The organism is Clostridia bacterium (assembly GCA_017405765.1).
Lineage (GTDB): Bacteria > Bacillota > Clostridia > Oscillospirales > RGIG577 > RGIG577.
Genome location: JAFQZS010000036.1, coordinates 1 through 22,872 on the forward strand (window position 1 = coordinate 1; position 22,872 = coordinate 22,872).

The 22,872-nt window shown below is 49.5% G+C and carries 18 protein-coding genes; 3 read left to right on the top strand and 15 right to left on the bottom strand.

The window, feature by feature from the left end; genetic code table 11:
• The first annotated feature begins 286 nt into the window (after positions 1-286).
• Positions 287-559: a 30S ribosomal protein S20 gene (rpsT, locus tag IJG50_06135; GenBank protein MBQ3379426.1), complete on the top strand. Its 273-nt coding sequence runs from the start codon at positions 287-289 to the stop codon at positions 557-559.
• Positions 560-617: 58 nt separating this feature from the next.
• Here rpsT and IJG50_06140 read toward each other — a convergent pair whose 3' ends face one another.
• From IJG50_06140 to IJG50_06180, 9 genes are all read right to left on the bottom strand, one after another.
• Positions 618-1,031, bottom strand: a complete 414-nt coding sequence (locus IJG50_06140; GenBank protein MBQ3379427.1) for a putative toxin-antitoxin system toxin component, PIN family — start codon at positions 1,029-1,031, stop codon at positions 618-620.
• Positions 1,028-1,333 (bottom strand): type II toxin-antitoxin system RelB/DinJ family antitoxin, encoded by a 306-nt coding sequence (locus IJG50_06145; protein ID MBQ3379428.1) that lies wholly within the window; start codon positions 1,331-1,333, stop codon positions 1,028-1,030. Before IJG50_06145 ends, IJG50_06140 begins: the two co-directional genes overlap by 4 nt.
• Before the next feature lie 326 nt (positions 1,334-1,659).
• Complete coding sequence (locus tag IJG50_06150; protein MBQ3379429.1) at positions 1,660-3,129, bottom strand: hypothetical protein; 1,470 nt, start codon at positions 3,127-3,129, stop codon at positions 1,660-1,662.
• A gap of 208 nt (positions 3,130-3,337) precedes the next feature.
• Complete coding sequence (locus IJG50_06155; protein ID MBQ3379430.1) at positions 3,338-3,931, bottom strand: recombinase family protein; 594 nt, start codon at positions 3,929-3,931, stop codon at positions 3,338-3,340.
• A 98-nt stretch (positions 3,932-4,029) separates the two neighbouring features.
• Entirely contained in the window at positions 4,030-4,818 is a 789-nt protein-coding gene (locus tag IJG50_06160; GenBank protein MBQ3379431.1) for an S-layer homology domain-containing protein, read from the bottom strand.
• A 74-nt stretch (positions 4,819-4,892) separates the two neighbouring features.
• Positions 4,893-5,600 carry a gamma-glutamyl-gamma-aminobutyrate hydrolase family protein gene (locus IJG50_06165; protein MBQ3379432.1) on the bottom strand — a complete coding sequence of 236 codons (708 nt, stop codon included), beginning with the start codon at positions 5,598-5,600 and terminating at the stop codon, positions 4,893-4,895.
• 158 nt (positions 5,601-5,758) lie between these two features.
• Positions 5,759-9,292, bottom strand: a complete 3,534-nt coding sequence (nifJ, locus tag IJG50_06170; GenBank protein ID MBQ3379433.1) for a pyruvate:ferredoxin (flavodoxin) oxidoreductase — start codon at positions 9,290-9,292, stop codon at positions 5,759-5,761.
• A 243-nt stretch (positions 9,293-9,535) separates the two neighbouring features.
• Positions 9,536-11,071 carry a YifB family Mg chelatase-like AAA ATPase gene (locus IJG50_06175; protein ID MBQ3379434.1) on the bottom strand — a complete coding sequence of 512 codons (1,536 nt, stop codon included), beginning with the start codon at positions 11,069-11,071 and terminating at the stop codon, positions 9,536-9,538.
• Between the two features lie 219 nt (positions 11,072-11,290).
• Positions 11,291-13,375 carry a leucine-rich repeat domain-containing protein gene (locus tag IJG50_06180; protein MBQ3379435.1) on the bottom strand — a complete coding sequence of 695 codons (2,085 nt, stop codon included), beginning with the start codon at positions 13,373-13,375 and terminating at the stop codon, positions 11,291-11,293.
• A 251-nt stretch (positions 13,376-13,626) separates the two neighbouring features.
• Here IJG50_06180 and IJG50_06185 point away from each other — a divergent pair, with 251 nt between their 5' ends.
• Entirely contained in the window at positions 13,627-13,869 is a 243-nt protein-coding gene (locus tag IJG50_06185) for a ferrous iron transport protein A (GenBank protein MBQ3379436.1), read from the top strand.
• Complete coding sequence (locus IJG50_06190; GenBank protein ID MBQ3379437.1) at positions 13,866-15,716, top strand: ferrous iron transporter B; 1,851 nt, start codon at positions 13,866-13,868, stop codon at positions 15,714-15,716. The genes IJG50_06185 and IJG50_06190 overlap by 4 nt, the downstream gene beginning before the upstream one ends.
• 45 nt (positions 15,717-15,761) lie before the next feature.
• On the opposite strand, the gene ftsZ (IJG50_06195) is transcribed toward IJG50_06190, so the two are convergent.
• The 6 genes from ftsZ (IJG50_06195) to IJG50_06220 all read right to left on the bottom strand — a co-directional run bounded on the left by ftsZ (IJG50_06195) (position 15,762) and on the right by IJG50_06220 (position 22,850).
• Positions 15,762-16,835: a cell division protein FtsZ gene (gene ftsZ, locus IJG50_06195; GenBank protein MBQ3379438.1), complete on the bottom strand. Its 1,074-nt coding sequence runs from the start codon at positions 16,833-16,835 to the stop codon at positions 15,762-15,764.
• Positions 16,836-16,849: 14 nt separating this feature from the next.
• Positions 16,850-17,941, bottom strand: a complete 1,092-nt coding sequence (gene ftsZ, locus IJG50_06200; GenBank protein ID MBQ3379439.1) for a cell division protein FtsZ — start codon at positions 17,939-17,941, stop codon at positions 16,850-16,852.
• Positions 17,942-18,214: 273 nt separating this feature from the next.
• The gene (locus IJG50_06205) at positions 18,215-19,087 is read right to left on the bottom strand and encodes an FtsQ-type POTRA domain-containing protein (GenBank protein MBQ3379440.1); all 873 of its coding nucleotides are present in this window, start codon (positions 19,085-19,087) and stop codon (positions 18,215-18,217) included.
• A gap of 119 nt (positions 19,088-19,206) precedes the next feature.
• Positions 19,207-20,469 carry a UDP-N-acetylglucosamine 1-carboxyvinyltransferase gene (gene murA, locus IJG50_06210; protein ID MBQ3379441.1) on the bottom strand — a complete coding sequence of 421 codons (1,263 nt, stop codon included), beginning with the start codon at positions 20,467-20,469 and terminating at the stop codon, positions 19,207-19,209.
• 150 nt (positions 20,470-20,619) lie between these two features.
• On the bottom strand, positions 20,620-21,726 hold the full coding sequence (gene murG / locus IJG50_06215; protein ID MBQ3379442.1) for an undecaprenyldiphospho-muramoylpentapeptide beta-N-acetylglucosaminyltransferase: 1,107 nt from the start codon (positions 21,724-21,726) through the stop codon (positions 20,620-20,622).
• A 59-nt stretch (positions 21,727-21,785) separates the two neighbouring features.
• On the bottom strand, positions 21,786-22,850 hold the full coding sequence (locus IJG50_06220; protein MBQ3379443.1) for a cell division protein FtsW: 1,065 nt from the start codon (positions 22,848-22,850) through the stop codon (positions 21,786-21,788).
• Between the last annotated feature and the right edge of the window lie 22 nt (positions 22,851-22,872).

Consider the following 22,872-nt stretch of genomic DNA (forward strand, 5'->3'; position numbering starts at 1 on the left):
GCGGCTTTTGTTACTCCGTTCTTCTCTGAATACTTGATTACCTGTTGACGGAAATGCGCGCCAGATGCTAAACTGGTCATGGAAATTCATCTCTTTCATGGTTGATTTGTGTGGTAACTTCATCATACCATGTTCGAGTTGAATTTCCATTCTCTTTTGTCACATATCATTTGTACCATAACAAAAAAAATCAGAATTATATGAAAATTTCTCTTGATTTTCTAAGAGTATTTTGATATAATATCAATCACTGATTAAAGATACATAGAGAATGGAGGTGGATTTTTTGCCTAACATTAAGTCAGCCAAGAAGAGAGTTTTAGTTGCCAAAAAGAAGACGCTCCAGAATCAGATCCTCAAATCTAATCTCAAGACTACGCTCAAAAAGTTTGATGCAACTGTTGCCGATGGCAACATTGATGCAATACATGAAGCTTACAGAGGCACGGTCAAGAAGATCGACCAGTCTGTTACGAAGGGTATTCTCCACAAGAATACGGCTGCAAGAAAGAAGTCTCAGTTAGCCGCAAAGGTTAATGCCGCAACTGCAAATTCGTAAGTTAATACGATGATAAAACAGCCCCGACTGCGCGTCGGGGCTGTTTTTGTCGCGGGGGTTATTTTGCTTCCAAAATTTCTATCATTTGCGCGGCAGTAATAACAAACGGTTCATGCGGGAAATGCTTTAGATTCCCTGTCACAAGATAGGCGTTATCCTCGCGTTTTTCCAAAACAGCTTCATAAAAAGGCAGATCATTCATGTCTGTACGCACGATATCATGCGTATGCGGCTTGACCATAATACCGTACTTTTCTATTGCTGCAATCAGATAATTTACCGCATCAGCATCGAACCCGAATTTTTTGCGAGTCAATACATCGCAGTATTCGGAAATCATTTCATTTGTATAAACAGGAATTATATCGCCGGAAAGCATTCTTTCCAAAACGCGAACGGTCGCCGCATCTTCTTTGCTTGACAGCAAAGCCGAAACTAAAACGTTTGTATCTATTACCGCATAGCAAATCATCGTTTTGCTTCCCTTCCTTTGCGGGAGAGATTAATTTCATCGTTTATTTCGTCCAATGACATGTCAGAAACTCCGTTTGTCTTGGCCTGCGCCCTAAGAGAACGAAACGCCTGCATCGCCCCGTCTCTCGTTATTTCGGCGACGGGAGACGATATCTCAAAGGGGATCCTTCGCTCTCTTACTACCGCCCTCGCAAATACGTTTATCGCAGTCGAAGCATTCATCCCGAACTCCTGACAAAGCTCGTCGAACTGCTTTTTCAACGCTTCGTCCATACGGACGCTGAAAGTTGCCTGTGCCATATCATGCACCTCCTGCACCTATATTATATGCATATCAGGTTCAAAAAGTCAATATTTTGAACACATATGGTGCATATTGACATTGCAGCAGAGCTAAAACAGCCGCGACTGTGCGTCGGGGCTGTTTTTGTCGCGGGGGTTATTTTACTTCCCTGCCTTTGCGGGAGAGACTTGCTTCATCGTTTATTTCGTCCAATAATATGTCCGATATACCGTTTGCCTTGGCCTGCGCCCTAAGAGAACGAAACGCCTGCGTCGCCCCGTCTCTCGTTATTTCGGCGGGGGGATGTGTTTATGCGTGGAGTAATATAAAGCAACTTATAATACTACCCTGCTTTGATTTTATAGATAGACACAGTATCCCAATTTCCGCCTCTTTCCGTATTTTCAACCTTTCTAAAATAAAGCTTATTGTATGCTTTCTCAGGTGAAATATAAAACCAATTATCATAATCTACAGTAACTTCTGCTGTTATCCCGCTCTCTTTTCCCCAAACTTTTGACCAATGCACGTTATTATGATCTCCTTGTTTATCTGTTAATTGTGATATTGCCGTATTGTGCCCCGATTTTGATATGTCATAAACCACATAATCCATATCGCAAATACCTGAATCGGTAATTTGTTGATTTCCGTCGTCAGAAACTCGTTTGACGCATAACATACCCAAAAAACCGCCATGCGTACCTGCAACAAGCCATTTATGTCTTTGTTTTATTGCTATTCCATTAGAGTTTATGGTATAATGCCTGAAACATTCTACTATTTTTGTTTGTGTGGCCATCTGATAAATATCTCCCCAATACATTATCTCAACTTCTTTGCAAGAGGTAATATCGAAGTCAGACGGCCACCCGGAATAGGCGCTGTTTATCTCACGCGTCACATCCATTACCGTTTTCCCGTCAAGCAGAACTATACAGCGGTTGAATTTTTCATAACCATGAAACGAACCCACCGCGCTGCCTTTATTATTCAAATATAAAGCCGCTTCATAAGCGCCGTTTTCTATAATTTCACGTTCTTCTACGAATCCCCCTTCTGTGATACTGCATTCAATGCCGTGGTTAAGTCTCCATAAATCCCCGTTTTTATACTTCTTATCTGCTCCGGCCACATATTCAGGATAGATATTATGTAAAAACTCTAATTTTAAATACTTGTGTGCTCCTATAGGTGTATAAATAGAGAATGCGCCTTTAACTGTTGCATCACCGAAGTTTTCGTTTGGATCGAAAGCAACATACTGCAAATAAGGATCTATTATTTCCGTTTTTGTATTCTTTTTATCTTCGGGCAAATATTTTGTCTTTAAAGTTGCATAAGGAACATATTCGTTAGGCAAATCGCCCTTAACAAACATAAAGCCATCTGAAAAACGATTATTATAGCAACTCAGCCTAACAAAACGCACGTTATCTGAAAAGACTTTATTATAGTATGCCGGAGAAACATATGGCTTCATTCTTTCAATGAATTGCAGATTTTCATCGTATGTAGAGATCAGAAGACCATTTTGCTGGCTCCATGAGTACCTTTCTCCACTTTCGATCGGAATATAATCATTTAAAACTTGGCTGTTTTTTTGAGCGACTATTCGCCCATCTCCGAATATATAGCTTCCTGTTTCTACAGCAGAATCGTTAAAAAGATTTTCACTATAATCAAAAAAGCAAGTCTGATCTTCATAAACAATGTCCGCAGCATATGATGTAACATTGAAATTGTGCAGTAAAGCTATCGTAAAACAGCATATTATACTCCACAATATTACCGTACGTCTCCTATTTTTCATCCTTTCCTCCCCCTTCGGTTTTGTCCGGAAAAGTATACTTTTCCGGATTTTTTTGTACACAGAAGTTGTATGTTGAGATTATAGCATAAACAAGTTGTTCCTGTCTATGATATTTAGGCATTTTGTCGAAATTTCCCTCAAACAACTGCCAAAATATGGTGTCTGGAAAAGTATACCTTTCCGGATTTTTTACATTTTATTCCTGGCATCATTCTTCATATTCCTTCGCGCGCTCATAAAACGTCGATCGCGCCATAAAGCACATGCGCGCCGCTTCGTCAAGGGTCATCTCTTTTTCTTTCCAGCGCATATATACATCAAAAAAATTCGGCGGAAGCTCACGCCTGGGTCTGCCGAAGCGCACTCCGCGAGCCTTTGCCTCGGCTATGCCCTCCGCCTGGCGCCGCAGTATATTCTCGCGCTCGTTTTCAGCCGCAAACGAAAGGACCTGCAATACGATATCGCTTACAAAAGTTCCGAGCAGGTCTTTTCCCCGCCGCGTGTCGAGTATGGGCATGTCTATTACGCAGATGTCCGCGTTCTTCTCCTTTGTTATAACGCGCCATTCATGCTGTATCTCTTCATAATTGCGCCCCAGTCTGTCGATGCTCTTAATATAGATAAGATCGCCGCTTTTAAGTCTTTTTAACAGCTTGATATAACCTTTTCTGTCAAAATCCTTTCCGCTCTGCTTATCGATATATATTTGTCTCTCGCTTATCCCTTGTTCCCGCATGGCCGTCATCTGCCTGTCCTCGTTTTGTTCCATGGTGCTCACCCTCACGTAACCGTAAACCGCCATTTATACACACCCTTCTTTTCTGAATAAAAAAGCAGTCGTGTAATCTTACACAACTGCTCTTTTCGATCTGAAACCGAAGTTTCGTCTTTATTTATCCCTCAATCATACAACTCCTGTACCCATATCTCGCGCTTGCCCACATCGTCCCAGTAAATGCGGTGAGAAACGCAGGCCTCCATCATAGCGTCGTATGCCCAGTGATCCACGGGCAGATCGGGGAATATCTGCTTGAAGTCATACGGCGTTACCACTTGATTCGTTATCGAATTTATAAGCCTCGTGTTCTGGAGTATTGACGAGCTATCAAGCTCTCTGTTGTATACGCGGTTCATCGTTGCTGCGACCTCGGCGCGCGTAAGTATATTGTCGGGCTTGAATGTGCCGTCGGGATAGCCCTTCATAAAGCCGCGGATTATCATGGTATTTATCGCGCCCATTGCCCAGTGTCCTTCAATGTCGGGCGCCTTTATGGTGGTTATATTCCTTACATACTTCTGCGTGCGAACCACTACTTCCGCAAGCTCGGCGCGCGTAAGCACACCGTCGGGACGAAACGTGCCGTCGGGATAGCCGGTAAGAAATCCTCTGTATACAAGGAAGTTTATCTGCTTAAAAAACTCGTGATCCTCGGACAGGTCTGAGAAGTTCGTATAATTCTGAATATGCACGTTCTTCGTATTGCTGTTAAGCAGATTAAAAATAACATTAGCCAATTCTCCGCGCGTTATCGGCTGATCGGGCTTAACGTATGTATCCTTGCCGTCCTTATATACATTCATATATTTATAATGATCAAGGTCGGTGTTCTGCAAATAAGACGCCATTGCCGGAACCATACACGCAAAGGCTAATACAAAACATAAAATCAGCGCAATTTTTTTCTTCATTGTTAGATCTCCTTTCGCTTGCTGCTTATATCATACTACATTGAAAACAGATTGTAAATAATAATAAACTTATTTTATGGCCGCGCCGCCTCACAGAGCGCCGAAAACAGTTTATGCGAGACCTCGTTTTTATGAAAGTCGAGCTCAGGATGCCACTGAACGGCTAGCATAAAACGCGTGTCCGGTTTTTCTATCGCTTCGACTATGCCGTCGGGCGCGTAAGCTGAGGGCAAAAGCCCGCTGCCCAATTCCCTTATCGCCTGGTGATGATAGCTGTTTACGGGGATAAGGCTTTCGCCCGCTATCCTGTAAAGGCAAGAGTCTTTTTCTATGCAAACATCATGCGCGCGTCTGTCGTAGGGCGGCTTCATCTGATGCGTAAGCTTAGACGGGCGCTCCGAAGGTATGTCCTGATAAAGCGTGCCGCCGAAGTATACATTCATAAGCTGCAGTCCGCGGCATATGCCGAGTATCGGCTTGTCAAGGCGCAAAGCCTCGCCTATTAGCGCATATTCAAGCGCGTCGCGCTCTTTTGACGTTTCGCCGCAAATCGGGGAACGGCGCTTATCATAAAGCTCTGGCGACACGTCATGCCCGCCCGTTAAGATAAATCCGTGCACGGCGCCCATAACAGCACGCATATCCTCTATGTCGGCGTTAAGGGGCAGTATAACGGGTATTCCCCCTGCGGCTCTAACGCCGTCCATATAACCCGGTATCATCCACAAGCTGTTTTTTTCATAATCTATAAGCGGCACAAGACCGATGAGAGGTTTCACGATATCACATCCGTATCAAAAGATAAAGGCGCTCCGAAAGAAACGAAACGCCTTTGTTACATTGGTGATTTTATCAAATATATGCGCCGTTGTCAACAAAAGAAAGATAATATAAAAAGCGTCGGGTTTTATCCCGACGCTTCTTTGTGGCTAAATATATCTTACTGCGCTGCAAGCTTCTTTAAAGTCTCGTAACGCTCCTTGGAATCCTGCTCAGCATACTCGAAGAGCACCTTTGCGCGCTCGGGGAAGTTTCTCACGAGCGAAGTATAACGAACCTGCGAACCGATAAAGTCGCGGTACGACTTCGTGGGCTCCTTGGAATCGAGCATGAACGGATTCTCGCCTGCCGCCTTCTTTCTCGGATCGTAACGGAAGTTGAACCAGTATCCGGAGTCAACAGCCGCCTTCGTCTCACGCTGTGCAAAGCCCATGCCTGCGGTCATACCGTGGTTGATGCACGTTGCATATGCAATGATGATGGAGGGGCCTTCGTAGCTTTCAGCCTCAACCAAAGCCTTTACGCACTGGTTGTAATCAGCGCCCATAGCGATGGAAGCCACGTATACGTTGCCGTAGGACATTGCTATACCTGCAAGGTCCTTCTTTCTGTTAGCCTTGCCGGCAGCAGCAAACTGAGCAACTGCGCCTCTCGGCGTGGACTTCGAGGACTGGCCGCCGGTGTTGGAGTAAACCTCGGTATCGAATACGAGAATGTTTACGTTCTCGCCGGATGCGATAACATGGTCGAGACCGCCGAAGCCGATATCGTATGCCCAGCCGTCGCCGCCGAATATCCACATGGACTTCTTAGCCATGTATTCCTTATCCTTTAAGAGCTCTTCCTTCTGAGCCTTTTCGGTGTCGTTCTTGGGAGCGTAAGCCTCTAAAGCCGCAACGAGCTTAGCCGTTGCATCCATGGAAGCCTTGCTGTTGCCCGATGAAGCGTTCCACTCGGAAACGAGCTTCTTTAAGTTGTCGTCGCCGCAGGTATCACAAAGCGCGTTAGCAACGCCCGTAAGACGAGCGCGGATATGCTCTGCGCCGGTGTACATGCCGAGACCGTATTCAGCGTTATCCTCAAAGAGAGAGTTGGACCATGCGGGACCGCGTCCTTCGTAATTTTTAGTGTACGGAGTGGAGGGAGCCGAACCGCCCCAGATGGACGAGCATCCGGTAGCGTTGGCGATATATGCTCTCTCACCGAAGAGCTGAGTTACAAGCTTAGCGTAAGGCGTTTCGCCGCAGCCTGCGCATGCGCCGGAGTATTCGAGCAGCGGCTGCGAGAACTGCGAACCCTTAACGGTGTCTCTTGCAAACGGAAGCTCCTTAGGCGGAAGCTTTACTGCGTAGTCGTAAGCTGCCTGCTGAGGCATCTGGCTTTCGATGGGCTTCATAACAAGCGCCTTGCCGCCCTTGTTGCCGGGGCAGATGTTTGCGCAGTTGCCGCATCCGGTGCAGTCGAGCGGAGAAACGGCGATGGAGAACTTGAAGTTATCAACGCCCTTGCCGACGAACTTCGGAGCGTACTTCGTATCTTCGGGAGCCGACGCTGCCTCGTCTGCGGTGTAAACTATCGGACGGATAGCCGCGTGCGGACAAACCATAGCGCAGCGGTTGCACTGTGCGCAGTTTTCAGGTGTCCACTCGGGAACGTCAACGGCGATGCCGCGCTTCTCGTATGCCGAGCTGCCCACTTCGAGATGACCGTCCTCACGTCCAATGAACGTGGATACGGGGAGCTTGTCGCCCTTTAATCTGTTTACGGGGATAAGTATCTTCTCGATAAATTCGGGAACGTCCTTCTTTACTGCAGCCTCTGCCTTTGCGTTCTTCCACGACGCGGGAACGTTTACCTTAACAGCGCTCGATACGCCGCGGTCTATAGCGTCGCAGTTCATCTTTACGACCTTCTCGCCCTTTGCGCCGTAGGTCTTTTCAACTGCAGCCTTCATATATTTAACTGCGTCGTCGATCGGGATTATGTTTGCAAGCTTGAAGAATGCAGCCTGAAGCACCATGTTTATGCGGTTGCCAAGACCGAGCTCTCTTGCTATTTCAACACCGTCAACGATGTAGAAGTTTATGTTGTTGTTAGCGATATAAGCCTTCATCTCTCCGGGGAGCTTTTCGTCAAGCTCGCTTTCCTTCCAAACGGTGTTTAAAAGGAAGGTTCCGCCGGGCTTAATGTCGCCTATCATGTCGTACTTATATACGTAGCTCTGGTTGTGGCATGCAACGAAGTCGGCCTTGTCGATAAGGTACGTGGACTTTATCGGCTTTTTGCCGAAACGAAGATGCGACGTGGTGATACCGCCCGACTTCTTCGAGTCGTAGGAGAAGTATGCCTGAGCGTACATATCGGTATTGTCGCCGATTATCTTTATGGAGTTCTTGTTTGCGCCAACGGTACCGTCGGAGCCGAGTCCCCAGAACTTGCAGGAGATCGTGCCCTCGGGAGCGGTGTCTATATCCTCGGTAACGGGGAGCGAAAGATTCGTAACGTCGTCCACGATGGAGATAGTGAACTTCGCCTTGGGCTCGGCTGCCTTTAAGTTCTCATATACGCTTAAAATATGCGAAGGAATGGTATCCTTCGAGCCTAAACCGTAACGTCCGGCGATGATCATGGGAGCGTCCTTCTTGCCTGCGTATGCAGCGCATACGTCGAGGAATAAGGGCTCGCCCGTTGCGCCGGGCTCCTTCGTTCTGTCTAAAACCGCGATCCTCTCAACGGTAGCGGGGAGCTCCTTTAAGAAATGCTCAATGGAGAACGGTCTGTAAAGTCTTACCTTGAGAAGGCCGACTTTTTCGCCCTTTGCGTTCAGATAATCAACGGTCTCTTCTATCGTATCGCATACGGAACCCATAGCAACGATAACGTTCTTTGCGTCGGGCGCGCCGTAGTAGTTGAACAGCTTGTAGTTAGTGCCGATCTTTGCGTTCACCTTGTTCATGTAGGACTCAACGAGCGCGGGAAGAGCGGCATAGAAGCGGTTGGACGCCTCGCTTGCCTGGAAGAATATATCGGGGTTCTGCGCAGTGCCTCTGAGTATCGGGCGTTCGGGGTTCATCGAAGACTTTCTGAATGCGTCAACTGCATCAAAGTCGAGCATATCTCTAAGATCCTCGTCGTCCCAAACTTCTATCTTCGATATTTCATGAGACGTTCTGAAGCCGTCAAAGAAATGAATGAACGGCACGCGGCCCTTTATAGCCGAAAGGTGAGCAACGGCGCCGAGGTCCATGACCTCCTGAGCGTCGTTTGAGCAAAGCAGTGCAAAGCCCGTCTGACGGCAGGCCATAACGTCCGAATGGTCGCCGAAAATGGAGAGCGCATGAGTTGCTATAGCTCTTGCCGATACGTTGAGTACGGCGGGGAGCATCTCGCCTGCTATTTTGTACAGATTCGGTATCATAAGAAGCAGGCCCTGCGAAGCGGTATACGTCGTCGTAAGCGCACCCGATGCAAGCGAACCGTGCAGCGCGCCTGCAGCGCCGCCCTCCGACTGCATCTCAACGACCTTAACTTCCTGACCGAATAAATTTTTCTTTCCGTTTGCAGCCCACTCATCGGTAAGCTCTGCCATTACTGATGAAGGGGTGATGGGGAAAATTGCGGCAACCTCAGAAAACGGGTACGACACCCACGCCGCCGCGGTATTGCCGTCCATGGTTTTTTTAGCTCTCGCCACGTGAAATACCTCCTAATTTTTCTGGATACAAAATCCCAGTTTAAAGAATAACATTGTGCCTGTATTTTATCATTTTTATTATCATAAGTAAATACTTTTTCTGTGGAAATTTAATCTTTTGCGCGTTTTTAAGCGTTTTCTTTCATTTTCATCAAAAATCTTCGCTTTTATCACGTATTTTAGGGCAATATTTGCATAAGGCGTATTTTTTTATATCAAAAAAGTGAAAACGCCCTCAAAATTTTACATTCCGGAGAAATATTTTCTGTCAAGGCTTCTGTAGGAAATGGCTTCAAGTATGTGCTTGACTTCTATATCGGGCTTGCCGTCAAGGTCGGCTATCGTCCTTGAAACGCGCAGTATCTTGTCATGGGCGCGCGCCGAAAGAGAGAGACGCTCGAAGGCGTTCTTCATCACCTCGTTCTCTTTTTCGCCAAGGCGGCAGAATTCGCGTATCTGCGAGGATGTAAGCCTGCCGTTGAACTGCGTGGAGGCGCCCTTGAAGCGCTCCTTTTGTATCTCTCTTGCGCGGTTTACCCGCTCCAAGACCTGCTTTGAAGTTTCGGCCGCTTCTCTTGACGAAAGCGCCTCGTAAGGCACGGGAGTCGTTTCAAGATGAAGATCTATCCTGTCCAAAAGCGGACCCGATATCTTTGAAAGATACTTCGTTACGGAAAGCTCCGAGCACGTGCATTTTCGGGTGGGATGACCTAGGTATCCGCATCTGCACGGATTCATCGCGCATACCAGCATAAAGTCGCACGGATACGTTATCGTACCGCCGACGCGCGTTATCGTCACCTTTCCGTCCTCCAGCGGCTGGCGGAGTATCTCCAGCGCGTTTTTTTGAAATTCGGGCAGCTCGTCCAAAAACAATACGCCGTGATGAGCAAGCGAAACTTCTCCCGGATGCGGTATCTTACCGCCTCCCGAAAGTCCCACGGGGGAGATCGTGTGATGAGGCGAACGAAACGGCCTTATATTTACCATCGGAGAATTTTCCGACAGCATCCCCGCGACGGAATATACCTGAGTTACGTCTATCGCCTCCTCGAAGGTTATCGGCGGCATTATAGTAGGTATGCGCTTTGCAAGCATGCTTTTGCCGCTTCCCGGCGAACCTATCATAAGCACATTGTGAAAGCCCGAACACGCTATTTCAAGGCCGCGCTTTACGCTTTCCTGTCCCCTCACCTCCGAAAAGTCGCCCAAGATCTCCGACGGATCGCTTATTTCAAAAGGTACGGACTCGGCGGGAGATATCTTTTCCTGCCCGAGAAGATGCGCGTACAGCTCGTTTAAGTTTTTCACGCCGTAAACTTCTATGCCCGAAACGGCCGATGCCTCGCGCATATTCTCATACGGCACAAAAAGGCGTTCTATCCCCATCTTCATTGCGCCTATCGTCATGGGGAGCACGCCGTCTATGCGGCAGACTCTGCCGTCGAGCGAAAGCTCGCCCACAAAGGCCGCCTTAAAAACGGCGGAGGCGTCAATGCGTCCCTCAAGCAGCATTATACCTACGGCTATGGGCAGATCGTATATAGGGCCCTCCTTCTTTACTCCTCCCGGAGCAAGGTTTGCCGTAAGCCTTGCTATCGGGAAATAGAGCCTGCTGTTTCTCAGCGCAAGCTTGACTCTTTCTCTCGACTCCTTCACGGCTGCATCCGGCAGTCCAACTATCTCAAAGGCCGGTATTGCGTTTGCTGTATCGATCTCAACATTTATTTTTATCGCGTCAATGCCGCTTAAGGCAAGACTCAAAACATTTGAAGGCATAGCGCCACCCCTCAGTATTTATTTCGCTTATTATTATAATTTTAAATACAACATGCGATAATTGCAAGACATATTTGGATAAGCGGCGTACGCCCGCTTTTAGGCGCCCTTGTACGCGCCGTTTTTAACTTCGGCGCAAAAATCCCCGGAAACGCGAACAGTTCCCGGGGATAAAGCCGTATAAGGCGCAGCCTCTTTTTGATCCGTGGGACGCCCGCTTTAAAAATCTCCGGCGGATCCACTGCACAGGGGGATAAAACCGTCTCCCAGCACAAACAGGCAAAAGCGCGAAGCATTCTCATCATCTTTGGTAAACGTAAGCTCGTTTTCTTCATCGACGGTCAAAGGCCTGTACTCCACGTCTATTACTCTGCCGCTTTGGTCATACACGGCAAACCACGCTCCCGCATCCTCTGTAACGCTCACCGTGAAGGTGACCGTGCCGCCCTCAACCGCAGGCTCGGAAATCTCAGCGGCAGGTGCGGGCTCATCGCCCGCGTAACGGATCTGAATGTTCGTATGCACCGTTGCCCCGTCAAGATATTCATTGTATGCATCCGAAATGTTGTCGGCAAACGCGAGCCACTCCTCCTCGGTGCCTTCATAATAGATATCCGTTACGTATCCCAAGTATACGTGGAACGATTTTTTTATAATATCGGGAACGTCCGTGAACGCGCATCTTCCTATGCCCGTCACGCCGGAGCTTATAACGACTCTTCGGGTCGGGGGGCTTTGGAATATCCACGTGGGGAAGAAATCGTCGTCACCCACGTTATACACTCCCGTCCGCCTGAAATCGTACGTCGAGCCGGTTCCGTATATAAGGAGCGTGCCGGAGCTGTCCTTCTGCCAGTAAAGGTCGGGGCCGCACGTGCCTTCTCCAACTGCTTCTCCTATCTCAAAAAATGCCGTTCCCTCACCGGTCGTGTTGTCGTTGAAATGCATTCTCTTTCCCACGAACGACGTGTCGCCCGCTTCGAGCTGTACCTTGTCCCAATCGGACCGCGTTCCGTCGTAGTATACGTCCTTAACGGAGGTGCAGTCGTAAAACGCCCAGTAGCCTATCGTTTTAAGACTATGGGGCAGGCGGATCTCGGTAAGTCCCCGGCAGTCCTGAAACGCCTGCTGCCCGATGGCGCGCACGCCGTCCGGGATGGTCACGCTTTTTAAGTCGTAGGCGGCGAAAAACGCGCCGTTCGCAACGGTCTTTACGCCCTCGGGTATATTATAGGACGCGGCGTCCTTCCTGGTGGCATAAAGAATCAGTGTCGTCTTATCGCTGTTAAAAAGCGTGTCGCTTTGGCTTTGGTAGGCCGTGCAGCCCTCCCCGACGGTTATGGACGAAAAATGGCATTTCATAAAAGCGTCCGTGCCGATGTGCTGAATTGAGGCGGGAAGGGAAAGCTCCCGCACGGAAACACAGGCCTCGAAGGCATAATCGCCTATCCTTACGAGATCGGGCGAAAACTCAATGTCCTCAATATAGTAGCAGTACGTAAAGGCATAATTGCCCACGCCCGTGACTCCCGGCTCGATTTTTACGTGCTGTATCCTGTCTGCGGCACCAAACCAGGGCATTGACATTTCGTCCTCGAAGTCCGTCATGTCGCCCGTGCCGGAGATTGTAAGAACGCCGGAGGCGTCAAGCACCCAGCTTAAGCTTTCACCGCAGGTGCCGGAAAGCTTTCCGTCTTCATCCGTAACCGTACCGGACGCCGCGTCGTAATGAATACGTATGCCCTCGGGATAACGGTCGTCGCTGCCCCACGTTATGGTGCCCCACTCACTTCCGGAGCCGCCGTAATATATATCCTCCAGCGCCTCGCAGCCCTCAAAGACAGTCTCGCCTATCGTCGCGACCGACTTTGGTATATGTATTTCGCGCATCGATTTGCAATGTACGAATGCCCAGTCCCCGATACTCTCCACGTTGGGCGGCAGCTTGAGCGAGCTTATATTCTCGCAGTACAGAAACGAGGCCTTTCCTATGGAAACGAGACTTTGCGGAAGGCTCACCTGGGTCAGATTCTGACAGTCCCAGAACGCGTAATTTGCAATCGACGTGACCCCTCCCTTCACGACGAGGGCCTTTATATCGCCTTTTACAGCGTTCCACTCGGCCTGACCGTAGTCGTAGATCTCCTTCATGTCGCCCGTGCCAGAGATCGTAAGAACGCCGTCGGCGTCAAGCTCCCAGCTTAAGTTATCGCCGCACGTGCCGCTTGCGGCGTGTGCCGTTACGGGGATGAACGCCGCCAAAAGGCAGATGACAAGCGCCATGCCAAGAATCCTTTTCTTCATTTCAATCCCTCCGATACTGATATTTAGTTGTTCGTGCTTTGAGTGTGCCGTTTTGGGGAAAAAGTATTGCGTGCGTTTTTCACGCCGTTGGTTTGTTTTGAATTCAGAGTGACTCGGAAACATATCTTTACTTTTATTTTAATACCGATTTATCGCAAAATTCAAGAGCTTTTTATCGGAAATCTTCATGATGTAACCGTTCGAGGGCGCGGGGCATATATTAAAGCGACTGTCATTTCGGAAGTGAGCTTATGGATAAAGAAACATTCACCCTTGACGCGCTTCGCGTCGGGGAATGGGCGTATGTGGCGTCGGTGGGCTCGTCGGGGGCCATGCGCCGCCGTCTTACGGATATAGGGCTCGTGCCGGGGACGCGGGTGGTCTGCGTATGCGCCGCGCCCTTCGGCGACCCTCGGGCATACGTCATACACGGCGCTGTCGCGGCCGTAAGGGCGTGCGACGCGCGGGAGGTGATATTATCGAAAACGATATGAAAAAAGAGGTGCTTGTGGCGCTGGCGGGAAACCCCAACGTGGGAAAGTCCACCATATTCAACGCCCTTACGCATGAGCGCCAGCACACGGGCAACTGGGCGGGAAAAACGGTGGCCTCCGCTTCGGGGCGGTGCGTCCGCGGCGACCGCTCCTTTCTTATAACAGACACTCCCGGGGCATATTCGCTAAAAGGCCCCTCCCGGGACGAAAAGAACGCCGCGGATTTCATCCTTCACGGCGGCGCGGACGCAACCGTCGTCGTATGCGACGCCACCTGCCTTGAGCGCGGGCTTATTCTTGCGCTTGAGATAATGAGCGCGGCGAAAAACGTGGTGCTCTGCGTAAACCTCATGGACGAAGCGAAGAAAAAGGGCGTAAGCCCCGACCTTGAGCTGCTCTCGCGGCGGCTTGGCGTGCCCGTCGTCGCCTGCAGCGCGCGGCGCGGCGAGGGCATTGACGCGCTCATGGCCGCGGTGGAGCGGGCGGCGGCGGGCGGCGTGAATAATCAGCTTCGCCTTACCCTGCCGCCCGGCGCGTCGGAGGATGAGGAGGCGGCGCTTTACGTCAGGACTGCCGAGGCCATCGCCCGCGAATGCGTAAAAACGGAGGCCGACTCCTCCTTTGACAGAAGGCTCGACCGCGTCTTTTTAAACCGCGCCGCGGGCTTTCCCATTATGGCGCTGCTTCTTTTTTTCGTGTTCTGGCTTACGGTGTCGGGCGCGAATTACCCGTCCGAGGCGCTCTCCTTCATTTTCGGGCGGCTGGGGGAGCGTCTTTCGTCATGGGCGCAGGGCTCCTCCCTTCCGCCCATGCTCTCGGGCGCGCTAATCGACGGCATGTACCGCGTGCTTACATGGGTCATAGCCGTAATGCTCCCGCCCATGGCCATCTTTTTTCCCATGTTCGCCCTTTTGGAGGACTTCGGCTATCTGCCCCGCATAGCCTTTAACCTTGACGCCCTCTTTCGGCGCGCCTGCGCCTGCGGGAAGCAGTCGCTCACAATGTGCATGGGCTTCGGGTGCAACGCCGTGGGAGTTACGGGGTGCCGCATCATCGACTCGCCCCGCGAGCGGCTCATCGCCATGATAACAAACGCCTTCGTGCCATGTAACGGCCGCTTTCCCGCCCTTATCGCAATAATTACCATGTTCTTTGCGGGCGACGGGGGCGCGCTCTCAAAAATCACCGCCGCGCTCATACTCTTTTCGGTCATATTGCTCGGCGTAATTCTTACGCTTCTTGTGTCGAAGCTTCTTTCAAAGACGTGCCTTCGGGGGATTCCCTCCTCCTTCGTCCTTGAGCTGCCGCCGTACCGCGTGCCGCGCATAGGGCAGGTCATTTTCGACAGCGTAAGAGACAGGATTGTCTTTGTTCTCGGCCGCGCCGCGTCGGTGGCCGCGCCCGCCGGGCTTGTGATATGGGTGCTTGCCAACGTCTTTGTGGGCGACAAAAGCCTTATTATGCACATAACGGGCTTTCTTGACCCCTTCGCCCGTCAGTTCGGTCTTGACGGCGTTATACTTACCGCGTTCATTCTGGGCTTTCCCGCAAACGAGATCGTGCTTCCGCTTATAGTTATGGGATATATGGCAACAGGTTCAATAAGCGACGCCGAAAGCCTTGTTATGATACGCGATTTATTCTTGGAAAACGGATGGACCCTTAAAACCGCCGTGTGCTGCCTACTGTTTACGCTTGTACATTGGCCCTGCTCCACGACTGTGCTTACCGTAAAAAAAGAAAGCGGCAGTCTTAAATGGACTGCCGCGTCAATACTTACCCCTGCCGTCTGCGGCTTTACGATCTGCTTTGCGGCGGCTCGTATAATGGAATTATTTGGTCTTTAAAGCCATAAATAAAGCGGGCATATCGCCCGCTTTATTATCATATATTTATTTATCGAAGAGGCCGAAAACGTTCCAGTCGTCGTCAATTCCCTTATCATTACTATTCTGAGGCTTCGGCACATCCTTAAACGCGCTGCCCTGATCCGACTGAGGTATGCTCTCCATATCCTCAAAGCCCGTTGCGATAACGGTTACGCAGATCTCGTCCTCAAGCGTATCGTCAAGCGCAACGCCGAAGATAATGTTTGCGTCGGGATGAGCAGCCTTCTGTATCATAGTGGCCGCAAGCTCTATCTCCGAAAGCTCTACATCGGGCGAGCTGGTGAAGTTTATAAGAACGCGCTTTGCGCCGTTTATGCTCGTCTCGAGTAACGGACTTGCTATTGCGTTCTGAGCTGCTTCCTCCGCCTTTTCCTTGCCTTTTGCGCGTCCCATGCCCATGTGAGCATAACCTGCGTCCTTCATTACGGAAGTCACGTCGGCAAAGTCAAGGTTAATCATAGCCTCCGTCTGGATAAGATCGGATATGCTCTGAAGCGCCTGAAGAAGCACGTCGTCGGCTATCTGGAAAGCGTTCATAAGGGATATTTTCTGATCCGTAACGAGCTTCAGTCTTTCATTCGGGATAAGTATAAGCGCGTCTACGTTCTCCTTTAAAAGCTCTATGCCCTTTTCCGCCTGCTCCATCTTGCGTCTGCCCTCAAACTCAAAGGGCTTTGTTACTATGCCTACCGTGAGAATGCCTCTTTGCTTTGCAAGCGAAGCTACGACGGGAGCTGCTCCCGTGCCCGTTCCGCCGCCCATGCCGGCGGTGATGAACACCATGTCCACATTCTGCAAAACGGCTTCTATCTCCTCGCGGCTCTCCTCCGCCGCCTTCATTCCTCTTTCGGGAATGCCGCCTGCGCCCTTGCCGCCTGTGAGCTTTTCGCCGATCGATATTTTATATGTAGCCTGGGAGCGCTTGAGTGCCTGCTTGTCGGTATTTACGGCAACATACTCAATGCCGCGCACATTCGCCTTTATCATTCTGTTCAAAGCATTGTTGCCGCCGCCTCCGACGCCTATGACCTTTATTTTTACTACGTTCTCAACTTCATTCTGCAGTTCAAAAGGCATTACTTACGCCTCCTTTATCTGAATAATTTTTCTATATCGCCGAAATAATTGTCGTCAACGCCGCCGTCCTTCGGCTTTGACGCCGTGTTAAGTCCAGCAAGGATGTTCTGTGCGGCGGGATCGTTTGCAAGCTGATCGCTTGCCGCGTTCTCATCAAATCCCGTTGCTATTACCGTTACGCACATCTCGTCTTCAAGAGACTCGTCGAATGCAACGCCGAAAATAATATTGGCGTCGGGATGCGCGGCCTTCTGTACCATTGAAGATGCAAGCTCGATCTCGGCAAGCTCAATGTCGGGCGAGCTTGTAAAGTTTATGATAACGCTCTTTGCGCCGTTGATGCTCGTCTCGAGTAACGGGCTTGCTATTGCGTTCTTTGCGGCTTCCTCCGCCTTGTCCTTGCCCGTTGCGCGTCCCATGCCCATATGAGCGTAGCCCGCGTCTTTAAGTACGGTAGTAACATCGGCAAAGTCAAGGTTTATTATCGCCTCTGTCTGTATAAGGTCGGATATGCTCTGAAGCGCCTGACGAAGCACATCGTCGGCAATAACAAAAGCGTTTGCCATCGTTATCTTGTGCTCTGTAACAAGCTTTAATCTTTCATTGGGGATAACTATAAGCGCGTCTACGTTTTCCTTTAAGCGCTCTATGCCCTCCTGAGCCTGCGTTATCCTCTTTCTGCCTTCAAAATTAAAAGGCTTCGTTACTATGCCTATCGTAAGTATGCCCATCTGCTGAGCTATGGAAGCGATGACAGGAGCCGCGCCCGTGCCGGTGCCTCCGCCCATACCTGCGGTGATGAACACCATGTCAGCGCCCGAAAGAAGCGCGCGTATTTCGTCCTTGCTTTCCTCAGCGGCCTTCTGCCCTCTTTCGGCAACGCCGCCCGCGCCGAGTCCTTTTGTAAGTTTTTCGCCTATCATCAGCTTTTTGGGCGCCTTAGACGTCTTTAAAAGCACCTGCTTGTCCGTATTTACGGCAATAAGATCGACTCCCTGAACATTAGCTTTAATCATTCTGTCAATGGCGTTGCCTCCGCCGCCGCCTACGCCTATGACCTTGATGTTAACAATATTATCCATTTCATTCTGCAGCTCAAAGGGCATTTAAAATGGACCCCCTTCCAATATTTATCTTCGCATTCATCCGTAAGGACAAATGACACTTTTATACCTGTTTTTTCGTTACAAAACGTATGAATTTACGTTTTGCGAATTATTACACATTTCATTGTATCTTTATTTTTATAATTTTTCAATAAGTATCTGCGGATTTCCATAATATTTTACCGTATTATTTAAAAATAAGGTAGCTTTTTGACTATTTTCTGGCAAAATCTACGTTTCTCATAAATATGCGAAAAAGTCTTTGCCTCATTTTTAGTTCATGGGATTAAAAAAGGCTGTCGTCGTGCTGCGTATATCTATAGTGCCGCTGTCGGTATCGTGTATACGCTCGAGCACTCCCCCAAGCATGATTATCTTGTCCTCAAGCTCGCTCGGCTCTCCGAGATATATTCTTATCTTCATATTATAATTGAGCCTTATGTCAAACTTATCTTTAATATCTATGAACTTTATATTCGGAATTTCATTTTCCGCAATATACGTCACTATATTGTTTACAATGCCTATCTTGCCCTCGTCGGCTTCTTCGTCGAGAGGCTGACCAAGCTCATATCGTTCGACATTTGCTCCGACTACTTCCGTTACGTCGTATGCGGGAAGATAATCTACTCGTTCAAGCACCTTTCCCTCATTGTTTAAAAGAATGCCCGACGCGCCCTCAATGCCTATCTTATACGCTATCTTTTCCTCAAGAACGGTGACTCTCAGCTTGTTGGGGAATCTCCGCGACACCTTTATCTCGTCGATATACGGCAGACTAGCGGCGACGCGCGCCGCCTCCGCGTCTGTGTCTATCCTGAACAGATTGTCTCCCGGCGCCACTTCCATAAGAGCTGTTATGTCGTCTGCGGCATATATCTCATTTCCGACTACTTCAATATCGTCAAGCAGGAAAAGCACGGTATTGGAAAGCACGAAAATAATGGCGACAAAAATCACAGCCAGAATTATAACAAATCTTCTGCGCCTTGCTATCTGCTTTCTGTGCTTTCTCTTATATGCCTGCTTCTGTTGTTTTTTCAGCCTCTTATTACGCTTCTTTAATATCTTATCTCTTTGCCTATCTCTCTGCTTTTTCCTTCTTTTATCTATACGTCTCTTTTGGGGACTGTTGATAGTAGCCATTTTTACCTCCGCCGAGTTTAAAACCAAGCGTTTTTTACGTTACGACAATATGCGTATCCATAATCAAAATTATTGTATCATACTTTTTTTATCTCATAAATATACTATACATAACTTTTTTATATTTTTTTCCGAATTATACTCGCGCCCAGTCCGCCGAGTATATCTTCAAAGCGCTCGTATCCGCGTTCTATGTGCTTCGTATTGTCAATAACGCTCATGCCGCGCGCAGAAAGAGCGGCTATTACAAGCGCCGCGCCTCCGCGAAGGTCGCACGCACTCATATGCGCGCCCGTAAGCGCATCTACTCCCGAAACCACGCACACCTTGCCGTTTACCGTAATATCGGCGCCCATGCTTATAAGCTCGTCTGTATGACGATAGCGGCTTTCAAATATATTCTCTACAAATACGCTCACGCCGCGTGCGCGCGTAAGATATGCCATAACAATGGCCTGAGCGTCTGTGGGAAATCCGGGATACGGCATGGTGCGTATAAGCTTGACGGGCCGTATCATATCCGGCGCGGCAAGTCTTATTGAATTTTCTCCCTCCGATACATCGCATCCCGAGCGCCTCAGCACCTCCGATACGCTTCTTAAATGTTCGGGAAACGCTTTGTTTATCGTTATCTCGCCGCCCGTGGCCGCCGCCGCGCACATAAATGTCGCCGCAGCTATCCTGTCGGGTATCACTGTATGCTCGCACCCGAAAAGGCGGTCTGCGCCCTCTATTGTTATAACGCTGTCTCCCGCGCCCGACACTTTCGCGCCCATCTTATTTAAAAAGCTTCCCAAGTCCTCTATTTCCGGCTCTCTCGCTGCATTTACTATCGTCACTTTACCTTTCGCACGCGCTGCAAAGAGCATTATATTTTCGGTAGCGCCGACTGACGGAAACGAAAGATTTACCGTAGTCTCACGAGCGCGCCCGCTCTTACATATGATATGACCGTATTCCTCGGATATTTCGGCGCCCATCTGCCCGAGCGCGCTTATATGAAGGTCTATCGGCCTGGGACCAAGCTCACAGCCGCCGGGATATGTTATGTCGGCATTGCCCGTGCGCCCCAAAAGCGCGCCTAAGAATATTACGGATGAGCGCATTTCACGCATGAGCTCGGCCGGGATATCGGAACGTTTAATGTGCGAGGCGTCTATATCCACCGTATGTCCCGTTCTCACCGTTTTGCATCCGAGATGTTCAAGTATCGCCTCTGCGGCCCTTAGGTCGGAAAGATCCGGACAGTTATGTATAACGCATTTTCCTTCGGCCAGCACTGCCGCAGCAAGTATGGGAAGCGCACTGTTTTTTGCGCCCTGAAGCGTTATCTCTCCCGCAAGCCTTTTACCGCCCTCTATAATAAACGATGTGTCCGCCATAATAAAAACTCCTCTCACAAAGCCGAAAGACCGTCTTTTTAAAACAGGTAATACATTCTATGCGTTTTTTATCTGCTTTGTGAAACCGCGAAGTTGGATGCTTTTTTATAAAAGCATCCGGCGTACTGCGTCGGATATTATTATCTTTTATTATCTGAGTATCGACTTAACTGTTTCGTATATGCGCTCGTTTGAATCAAGCACAGCCAGGGAGCGCGCCTTTTCGCCCATTTCGCGTCTCTTTTCGGGATCGTCTAAAAGGGCGTATATCTCTTTTTTTAAAAGCTCGCCCGAAAGGTCGGCCTCGTTGATTATCTTAGCCGCTCCTATATCTGAAAATGCGCGGGCGTTATAATTCTGGTGGTCGTTCGTCACATTCGGGGACGGCACAAGTATCGCGCACTTGCCCTGGGCCGCAAGCTCGGACAGCGTGATCGCGCCCGCTCGGCATACGACCACGTCGGCCGCCGCCAAAAGCTCGGGCATATTGTAAATATATTCCTCAACGTGGACGTCGGGGTAGTCGGCAGCCTCAAATCCGGCCTCCTTAAGCTTATCCGGCACCCAGAGATACCCTCGCGTGCCCGTCGCATGGATATGGTAGAACTTTCTGTCGGCGCATGTCTTTGTAATGAATGAAATGAAGTTTTCATTCATTACCCGCGCGCCCAGACTGCCCGCGAACGACAAAAGTATAGGCTTGTCGGTCATGCCCAGGTTCTCTTTTGCGCGCTCCTTCGAGCCGAATATTATCTCCTCACGGATCGGATTGCCCGTAAGCTCTATACGTCTGCATTTCTGAAGCTTCGGGCGCACGGCGTCGAAGCTTATCATAACAACGTCGACTTCCTTAGATAAAAGGCGCGTCGTAAGCCCCGGAAAAGCATTCTGTTCATGTATCGCCGTAGGTATGCCGCGCTTTGCAGCCGTATGAAGAACAGGCCAGCTTACGTATCCTCCCGTGCCTATGACGACGTCGGGCTTAAAGCCGTCTATAAGGTCGGCCGCCTCTTTTTGCGAAGTGAATACTGCTTTTACAGAGCCCAGATTATATAGCGTAAGCTTTCTTTTGAAGCCTCTTACATCTATAAAATATATCGGGAACCCTGCTTTTTCTACAAGATCCTCCTCCATGCCGCGATGTGTGCCGACGAAGCGCACGTCGGCTTCGGGATGCTTTGAGCGTATATGCTTAGCTATGGCTATAGCCGGATTTATATGACCTGCGGTGCCTCCGCCCGCCATAAGTACCTTCATCGAAAAGTCTCCCCCCAAAAAAGCAGGCGGCGCGCGCCGCCTTTTGTTTTACGCTTTAGCTATTTCACGCAATATCTTGAAACATTGAGCACAAGCCCCATTTCGGCAAGCAGGATGATAAGCGCCGTGCCGCCGTATGAAAAGAACGGCAGCGATATGCCCGTTACGGGGATAAGGTGCGTTACAACGGCAATATTCAAAACGAACTGCAGCGATACAACGGAAACTATGCCTATGACTGTCAGTCGGTGGAATATGTCGTTTACCTTTAGCGCTATATAAAATCCGCGCCAGATAAGCAGCGCAAAAAGAACTATAACTAAAATTGCGCCCACAACGCCGAGCTCCTCGCAGACTATTGCAAAAATAAAGTCGTTCTGCGGCTCGGGAAGATACAGATGCTTCTGCACACTGTTTCCCAGTCCCACTCCGAAAAGCCCGCCTGAGCCTATCGCGTACAGCGACTGAACTATCTGCCATGAGTCGCCCTGCATGTCGGCAAAGGGGTCGAGATATGCATTCCATCGCCTTTGTATGTAATCGTGTCCCACCTGCCAAACTACGCCTACGGCCGCCGCTATGACGACCGCCAGCTTTACGAACCAATGAAAAGGCACTCCGGCTGCGAAAAGCATTACCAATCCTACGACAACGACGATTATCGTACCGGAATAGTGCGGCTCAAGAATGATAAGGCCCGCATTCATCGCAAGTATAAAGAGCAGGGCAAGTATTTCGTTGCGCGGTATGATAAAGCGCGCCCAGCGCGATCTCCTGGGTGAAAGTGGATTTGTTATTGCCTTATAATGACGCGATATGTAATACGCAAAAAACAGCACTATCGCAAGCTTCGTTATCTCCGACGGCTGGAATCTGAGACCGCCGATCATAAGCCAGCGCTGAGCGCCGCCGCCCACTCGTCCAATGAGAAGCGTTGCCGCGAGAAGGCCCATGTTCAAAACCATGATAAGAGGCACAAGCTTCTTTATAAGCGACATTCTTATATGCATTATCGCAAACATGACCGCCATTCCCAGCGCCGCGCATAAAAGCTGCTTTTTAAAGTAGAAATACATATCGCCCGTTTTAGCTATTGCCGTAACGTAGCTTGCGGAAAACATCATGATAAGGCCGAATATGAGCAGT

Bases quoted from the DNA above. Each gene is read 5' to 3' on its own strand.
- IJG50_06180 (MBQ3379435.1), bottom strand. From the start codon at position 13,375: ATGAAGAAAAGGATTCTTGGCATGGCGCTTGTCATCTGCCTTTTGGCG.
- IJG50_06190 (MBQ3379437.1), top strand. From the start codon at position 13,866: ATGAAAAAAGAGGTGCTTGTGGCGCTGGCGGGAAACCCCAACGTGGGA.
- murA (MBQ3379441.1), bottom strand. From the start codon at position 20,469: ATGGCGGACACATCGTTTATTATAGAGGGCGGTAAAAGGCTTGCGGGA.
- murG (MBQ3379442.1), bottom strand. From the start codon at position 21,726: ATGAAGGTACTTATGGCGGGCGGAGGCACCGCAGGTCATATAAATCCG.
- IJG50_06160 (MBQ3379431.1), bottom strand. From the start codon at position 4,818: ATGAAGAAAAAAATTGCGCTGATTTTATGTTTTGTATTAGCCTTTGCG.
- IJG50_06140 (MBQ3379427.1), bottom strand. From the start codon at position 1,031: ATGATTTGCTATGCGGTAATAGATACAAACGTTTTAGTTTCGGCTTTG.
- IJG50_06205 (MBQ3379440.1), bottom strand. From the start codon at position 19,087: ATGGCTACTATCAACAGTCCCCAAAAGAGACGTATAGATAAAAGAAGG.
- IJG50_06175 (MBQ3379434.1), bottom strand. From the start codon at position 11,071: ATGCCTTCAAATGTTTTGAGTCTTGCCTTAAGCGGCATTGACGCGATA.
- IJG50_06150 (MBQ3379429.1), bottom strand. From the start codon at position 3,129: ATGAAAAATAGGAGACGTACGGTAATATTGTGGAGTATAATATGCTGT.
- IJG50_06185 (MBQ3379436.1), top strand. From the start codon at position 13,627: ATGGATAAAGAAACATTCACCCTTGACGCGCTTCGCGTCGGGGAATGG.
- IJG50_06145 (MBQ3379428.1), bottom strand. From the start codon at position 1,333: ATGGCACAGGCAACTTTCAGCGTCCGTATGGACGAAGCGTTGAAAAAG.
- ftsZ (MBQ3379439.1), bottom strand. From the start codon at position 17,941: ATGCCCTTTGAGCTGCAGAATGAAATGGATAATATTGTTAACATCAAG.
- IJG50_06220 (MBQ3379443.1), bottom strand. From the start codon at position 22,850: ATGATGTTTTCCGCAAGCTACGTTACGGCAATAGCTAAAACGGGCGAT.
- IJG50_06155 (MBQ3379430.1), bottom strand. From the start codon at position 3,931: ATGGCGGTTTACGGTTACGTGAGGGTGAGCACCATGGAACAAAACGAG.
- ftsZ (MBQ3379438.1), bottom strand. From the start codon at position 16,835: ATGCCTTTTGAACTGCAGAATGAAGTTGAGAACGTAGTAAAAATAAAG.